The sequence below is a fragment of the Bacillus rhizoplanae genome, from assembly GCF_917563915.1.
Classification (GTDB): Bacteria; Bacillota; Bacilli; order Bacillales; family Bacillaceae_G; genus Bacillus_A; species Bacillus_A rhizoplanae.
This window is the reverse complement of record NZ_CAKJTI010000058.1, coordinates 1-6,453: the sequence shown is the minus strand read 5'-3', so window position 1 is coordinate 6,453 and position 6,453 is coordinate 1. Positions and strand designations below refer to the sequence as shown.

5 protein-coding genes are annotated in these 6,453 nt (G+C 34.8%); 2 read left to right on the top strand and 3 right to left on the bottom strand.

Annotated elements, in window-relative coordinates; all coding sequences use genetic code 11:
- Positions 1–378 precede the first annotated feature (378 nt).
- The gene (locus tag LRP84_RS21955; protein ID WP_230577028.1) at positions 379–1,224 is read left to right on the top strand and encodes a class I SAM-dependent methyltransferase; all 846 of its coding nucleotides are present in this window, start codon (positions 379–381) and stop codon (positions 1,222–1,224) included.
- 189 nt (positions 1,225–1,413) lie between these two features.
- On the opposite strand, the gene LRP84_RS21950 is transcribed toward LRP84_RS21955, so the two are convergent.
- The 3 genes from LRP84_RS21950 to murQ all read right to left on the bottom strand — a co-directional run bounded on the left by LRP84_RS21950 (position 1,414) and on the right by murQ (position 4,679).
- Positions 1,414–2,265 (bottom strand): MurR/RpiR family transcriptional regulator, encoded by an 852-nt coding sequence (locus LRP84_RS21950; protein WP_230577027.1) that lies wholly within the window; start codon positions 2,263–2,265, stop codon positions 1,414–1,416.
- A gap of 82 nt (positions 2,266–2,347) precedes the next feature.
- Positions 2,348–3,772, bottom strand: a complete 1,425-nt coding sequence (locus tag LRP84_RS21945) for a PTS transporter subunit EIIC (RefSeq protein ID WP_230577026.1) — start codon at positions 3,770–3,772, stop codon at positions 2,348–2,350.
- 19 nt (positions 3,773–3,791) lie between these two features.
- A complete protein-coding gene (gene murQ, locus LRP84_RS21940) occupies positions 3,792–4,679 on the bottom strand; it encodes an N-acetylmuramic acid 6-phosphate etherase (protein WP_230577025.1) in 888 nt (295 codons plus the stop codon).
- 490 nt (positions 4,680–5,169) lie between these two features.
- On the opposite strand from murQ, the gene LRP84_RS21935 reads away from it, so the two are divergent.
- Positions 5,170–6,453 (top strand): IS4 family transposase (locus LRP84_RS21935; RefSeq protein ID WP_230577024.1); only part of this gene is annotated, 1,284 nt, incomplete at its 3' end.

Here is a 6,453-nt window from a genome sequence, read left to right as displayed (position 1 = left end):
GTACTACTAATATTCGAAAAGGGGTGCAGCTATTAATGTTTAATAATTAATATATTATTGAAGTCTCAAAGTACAGTTCTCTGACTATAGCAGCACAGAATCTTCATGTGATTCAATCCACGATTAGCCAGCCCATTGCCAGCTTAGACATCCCCCCTTCTCTTTAGCTTTTTTAAAAAATTTGTAGCATAGTTCATTCATAGTTTAGGTATTGAGGAAACATTTCATTTTTGTATTTTACTTCTATAACTCCCCTTTTTGCTGAAGAAAATGTTTGTAAAAATTAAGGACATTGGAGTTTTTAATTGTTAGAAGGACTTTAAAATTTTAAATCGAAAATATATCAATTAGTACATATTGATTGGAGTGATAAAAATAATGAACATGAAAAACTCTTTGAAAACAGAGGTAAATAAAGTTGTTGAGTATTATTCTACATTTGATGAGTGGGGACGTCTTGACCGTGAACCGTTAGAATTTCAGGTTAATTGGCACTATATACAAAAATATTTACCTAAGACAGGGAAGGTATTGGATAATGGAGCTGGACCTGGTAAATATGCTATGAAATTGGCTGAACAAGGATATAGAGTTACATTAACTGATCTTGTGCCTAGATTAGTTGAGGTTGGTGAAAATAAAGCAAGAGAATTAGGTTTATCTGACCGGTTTGATGGGTTTCATATTGCAGATGCAAGGAGTCTCACTTTATTAGAAAACGAGCAGTTCGATGCTTCTCTTATGATGGGGCCTATGTACCATTTGCAATCAGAGCAAGACCGTAATTTAGCAATTAAAGAATTATATAGAGTCACAAAGAACGATGGGATTGTTTACGTAGCTTTTATGCCAAGAATTAAGCATGTTCTTTCATCGTTGCTATATCCCCAGACGTGGAAACCAAATGATAACATGGATTCCATTCAGCAATTTATCCGTACGGGTGAATTTAATCATAGTGATAAAGGGCGATTTACAGGAGCTTATTACTTTAATATTGAAGACATTAAACCTTTTATGGAGTCTTATGGCTTTGAGACATTAAATCTTATCGGTTCATCTAACATAGGTACTCTTTTATCAAAAGAGCAATGGGAATACTGGCAAAATCGTGGAAAAGATGAGTTCACTCAACTTATTGAATTATTAAAAGAAACAGCAACCAATCCTCATGTTTTAGGAGTATCTTCTCACTTACTTTACATAGGGAAAAAGAAAAGATAATTAAGTGTTTTATTAAAAAACAAATATAGCAGTGAGTGTTGACAAATGTCTGGTATAAACAAGAAGAAGATGAATGTCTATAATAAGACCCATCTTCTTTCTTTATTAACAATTTGAATCTCGGGTTCCTCTTCTAGGATAATACTTTGCTGCCGTTACTATAAAAAACTATATATTTCGCACCTTTTATTAATCATAAAAATCCTGAATCGCTTGTTTTGTCTTTTTTAATTGTTTTACTGTAAATTCATATTGAGAAGAGGCATATGTAAAAAATACTACATCTACTACAAATAATTGTGCAAAACGAGAACTTGTTGCACCGCTACGAAGCTCAGCTTCTGGAGCACGAGCTGTAAATAAAGAAACATCAACCATTTGTGAAAGTTTATTATTTCCTATACGAGAAAGACCAATGGTTTTCATCCCAAATTCTTTTGCGCTTTTCACTAACTGAATTACTTCTCTTGTTTCTCCACTGTAAGAAATTCCCCAGAATACTGCACTTTCTGATTGTGTTGCCATTGTCATTACCAATACATGATGATCTGAAATGGCATATGCTTTTTTTCCTACGCGATTCCACTTCTGTGCAGCATCTTCAGCGACAAGGAATGATGCTCCTACTCCGTAAATGTAGATAACATCTGCATTATGTAATATATCTACTGCTTTTTCAATAGATTCTGGTTCTAGTTGACTAGCAGTGTCATGAAATGTTTGTACCGTATTAGAGACTGTTTTCTCAATAATTGATTGCACTTCTTCGTTTGATTCAATATCTAAATATCCTACATGTCGAATGTGTTCTACTTCTGCAGATAAACGCATTTTTAAAGCTGGGAATCCTGATATTCCTAAAGAACGACAAAAGCGAATAACAGCTGCGCTACTTGCTTCTGCCGCTTTTGCTAATTCATGTATAGTCATATTTGTGACGTCTTTAGCATGTAGCAGAATGTATTCTCCTACCTTTTTTTCTGATACAGGTAATTCATTCAAAACTAACTCAATTTGAGATTGAATACTGCTTACTTTCACTCTGTCAGCCCCTTTTCATTTGTTCTTATTATACAAAAAAAGTACGATTGACCTAAAGTCTAATCGTACTTTTTAAGATATATTATTCTTGTTCCGTCATCGCTTCCTTTGGTACACCGAAGAAATAGGTTACGATAAACCCACCGATGTAACCTGCAAATAATCCAATGACGTATTTCCACCATACTCCACCAGCAATTAGAGGAATTAATGCTACACCAGATGGTCCGATAGCAATTGCACCAACGTTACCAAGTAATCCGATGACCGCTCCTCCAATACCTCCACCGATACATGCGGTGATAAAAGGACGACCTAATGGTAATGTAACACCGTAAATTAATGGTTCCCCAATTCCGAGAATTCCTACTGGGAGTGCACCTTTGATTACATTTCTTAAAGATTTATTTTTGCGGCAGCGAATCCATAATGCGATTGCTGCACCAACTTGCCCAGCCCCTGCCATCGAAAGAATAGGAAGTAATTGTGTCATACCTGTTGTATTAATCATTTCAATATGAATTGGTATTAATATTTGGTGTAATCCTAACATAACAAGTGGTAAGAATGTTGCACCAAGTACAAATCCTGCAAATGCACCACCGCGTAATAATACCCAATTGATAGCACCAATTAAGTTATCTGAAATGAAACCTGCAAATGGCATGAGTAAGAAAATTGTTACAAGCCCTACGATTAATAATGCGATTGTAGGTGTCACAATAATATCAATTGCATCGGGAATCACTTTACGTAATTTCTTTTCTACAAATGCTAAAATCCAAACAGCCAATAATACACCAATAACTCCACCTTGTCCTGGTGTTAACGGCTGACCAGTAAAGATATTAGTAATTGGATTTTCTGGCGTCATGCCATTTAAAAGGGTAATACCACCGATTACTCCACCAAGTGCTGGTGTTGCATCGAATTCTTTTGCCGCATTAATGCCGACATAAATTACTAAATAACTAAAAAGTGCATTTTTAATCACATTTAAAACTGTTACGTATTGTCCCCAAGTTTCTTTGTCTAAATTTCCTGCAGTAATATTATTTAATAGAATAGAAGCAATACCAGCAATTAATCCCGCTCCAACGAATGCTGGTATAATGGGAATGAAAATGTTTCCAACTTTTCTTAAAAAATTTTTAAAAGGTGTATTATTCTTTTTCTTTAATTCTGCCTTGATGTCTGCACCTTTTGCTTGTAGTTCTTCTGCAGAAGAAACTTTTGAAGAAACACCGTTTCCTTTTTTCTCTGCTAATACAATACCGAATTGTTCTGCTACTTTTGTTACAACACCTGGTCCAAGGATAATTTGGTATGTTTCATCATCAACAGTACCAAGAACTCCGTCAATCTTTTTTAATGCTTCTTCATTAATTAAATTACGGTCTACAGGTGTAACACGAAGACGTGTCATGCAGTTTGTATATGTTGAAACATTTGTACTACCACCAACCGCATCTAAAATTTGAGATGCCATGTTATGATATTTGTTCATCATGTCTCCCTCTTTTCGGTTATTTTAATGCTTGTCTAACAAACCCTTGCGTTTCTTCTAATTTCTTCATTGCTTCTTCTTTTGAAAGTCCTGTCAATATCATTACAATCGCGATTTTAGGCTTATTATCTGCTTTTACTAAGTAGGTTTCAGCTGTTTCATAATCACAAGATGTTGCTTCCATCACGATACGCTTTGCGCGCTCAACTAACTTTTCATTTGTTAGTTGAACATCAACCATTAAATTCCCATACACTTTCCCGATTCCTACCATAGAGGCTGTTGAAAGCATATTACAAATTAATTTTTGTGATGTGCCTGCTTTTAAGCGAGTTGAACCAGTTAATACTTCTGGTCCGTTTACTACTTCAATGGCAATGCTTGCGACTTTTCCTACTGCTGAGCCTTTGTTACAGCATACCGCAACTGTTTGTGTACCAATTGAATTTGCATATTCTAATCCACCAATAACATATGGAGTCCGTCCGCTTGCTGCAATTCCTACTACAATATCTTTGTCTGTTAAATTATTATTTTTTAAATCTTGAATACCTAATTCTTTACTGTCTTCTGCACCTTCTACTGCTTTAATGAAGGCTTTTTCACCACCAGCGATTAATCCAACTACTTCTTCTGGATCTGTTCCGAATGTTGGAGGACATTCAACCGCATCTAACAAACCAATACGTCCGCTAGTTCCAGCCCCTATATATATTAAGCGGCCGCCGTTTCTTTTTGCTGCAACAATCGCTTCAACTGCCTTTGCGATTTGTGGAAGTTCTTGTTTCACTGCTTCTGCGACTAGTGCATCTTCTTCATTCATGATTGTTAAAAGATCAATTGTTGACATCTCGTCTAAATTCATTGTTTTTTTATTCCGTGTTTCGGTTGTTAAATTTTCTAGCATAATTCTCACCCTCATTTATTTATTGAAACCGCTTTCTTTTGTTGGTTACAGCATAACACTATTAAAATATAATTTCAATATTTTATTTTTATTGTAAAATTTAATTTCAAAACATATGAGATAGTATTCATGCACTCGATGATGTTTCATCTTCTTCATAGATGTTATTTATATTAAAGTTTGGCTTTACATACAATGAGTGAAAATTTTTTATTGGATTTAAATCTTAGAAAGAGACGATTGGGGAATTTGAGTAGAACTTGAATTAAAAACAATAAGATGTTTTTTATACTTCTCTTGTAATTTAAATACATACACTTCTTCACCCTCTCGGTATACGTTTATTTATACATTCTTATAATGTATTTCCTCTTTTTATGATTATTTGGGGTAGCGTCACATCACTATCAAGCTAAGATTTTGCACTATCCATAAAGCGAAAAAGACGTTATCCTTTCTGTAGAATTATAGGAAAGGATGGCGTTTCTTTATGAATCTTTCGATTCTTGACGAACTGCAACCAATTGCTGAAGAATTACAACGACATATGTCTCCTCATACTCTAGAACACCTAGCCAAAGAAAAAGGATTCGTTCAGCGAAAGAGTAAATATCAAGCACAGGAGTTAGTTGCTTTGTGTGTATGGCTTAGTCAACGGGTTGCAAGTACATCACTCACACAATTATGTAGCTGTCTTGAAGTATCTACAGGTGTTCTTATCAGTCCTGAAGGACTTAACCAACGATTTAATGCTTCTGCAGTACAGTTTCTTGAACAAGTACTAGCTAAACTTCTAACTCAAAGAATTCATTCAACAAAAGAAATAATTCATCAATATACCACGACCTTTAAGCACATTCGGATTCTAGATTCTACAACATTTCAGCTTCCAGATAAGTTTTCTTCACATTATCAAGGTTCAGGTGGAAGTAGCCATACGGCAGGAGTTAAAATCCAATTGGAGTATGACCTATTGAGTGGAAAGTTCCTGCACGTTTATGTAGGAGAAGGAAGAGAAAATGATAAAACCTTTGGTTCAACAAGCCTACAAACCATTCAACCAAAAGACTTGTACATAAGAGATTTAGGCTATTTCGACTTACATGACTTACAGAAGATCGATGATAAAAAAGCTTACTATATCTCACGTTTGAAATTAAATTCTCGAATCTATCGTAAGAATGATAAGCCAGAATATTTTCGAAATGGGACCGTAAAGAAAGGAACACTCTATATTCAGCTAGATATGGAAGAACTCATGAATCAATTGTCCCCTGGTCAAACAATGGAGATTTCAGAGGCATACATTGGACAGTATCAAAAATTACCTGCTCGTGTTATTATTCATCGATTAACAAAGGAACAAACAGAGAAGAGGTTGAAGGAACAAGCCAAAAAAGAAAAAAAGAAAGGTATTACCTACAAAGAACGAAGTAAACGGTTGAGTGGAATCAACGTGTATATTACGAATCTTTTGGCAGAAAATGTTCCAATGGAACATATCCATGACTTGTATTCATTACGCTGGCAAATTGAAATTTTGTTCAAAACATGGAAATCTTTCTTTCAAATTGACAAGTGCAAGGAAATCAAGAAAGAACGCTTAGAATGCCATTTATATGGGCAACTCATTAGTATTTTACTCTGTTCATCGACGATGTTCAAAATGCGTCAATTACTCTTGGATAAGAAAAAGAAAGAGCTAAGTGAATACAAATCCATCTATATGATAAAAAATTATTATCTATTGTTTTATGAAGGATTACAGAAAGGC

What these genes read in the sequence shown, in the direction of transcription:
- LRP84_RS21955 (WP_230577028.1), top strand. Translation starts at nt 379, where the DNA reads ATGAACATGAAAAACTCTTTGAAAACAGAGGTAAATAAAGTTGTTGAG.
- LRP84_RS21945 (WP_230577026.1), bottom strand. Translation starts at nt 3,772, where the DNA reads ATGAACAAATATCATAACATGGCATCTCAAATTTTAGATGCGGTTGGT.
- murQ (WP_230577025.1), bottom strand. Translation starts at nt 4,679, where the DNA reads ATGCTAGAAAATTTAACAACCGAAACACGGAATAAAAAAACAATGAAT.